1 protein-coding gene is annotated in these 350 nt (G+C 47.7%); it reads right to left on the bottom strand.

What is annotated here, in order from left to right; all coding sequences use genetic code 11:
- Positions 1 to 350, bottom strand: a 350-nt coding sequence (locus tag KP705_RS19835; protein ID WP_215765554.1) for a plasmid recombination protein, incomplete at both ends; no start/stop codon positions are given.

Here is a 350-nt window from a genome sequence, read left to right as displayed (position 1 = left end):
TCCCGACCTTATCCCAATAACTGTCCTGCCAATCTCTAAACGATTGCTTATAGGCTTCATTTTGTTCCTTTGGAGATAACCCATCCGCCTTGGCCTTCTGCTTTGCACTATCCCCAGGATGTAAGCTGATCGCCTTCAAATCATCAGGAACGATGAAAGCATGAAGATGAGGAAAAGCCTCATCATCATGCCTGATGACTGTCTTCAACTGGTCCCCATACGTGTCCTGCAACCACTTGACCGACCGAGCTTGCCAACGCTTACAATCGGCATCCATCTCACCTGGCCAAGACAGAACAATGCACGCCATAGTATTTTGAGTGCTTCTGATTTTCCTGCTCTTGCCATTC

This window comes from Gluconobacter sp. P1D12_c (genome assembly GCF_018812105.1).
GTDB classification, from domain to species: Bacteria; Pseudomonadota; Alphaproteobacteria; order Acetobacterales; family Acetobacteraceae; genus Gluconobacter; species Gluconobacter oxydans_A.
This window is presented reverse-complemented; position numbering and strand designations above follow the sequence as displayed.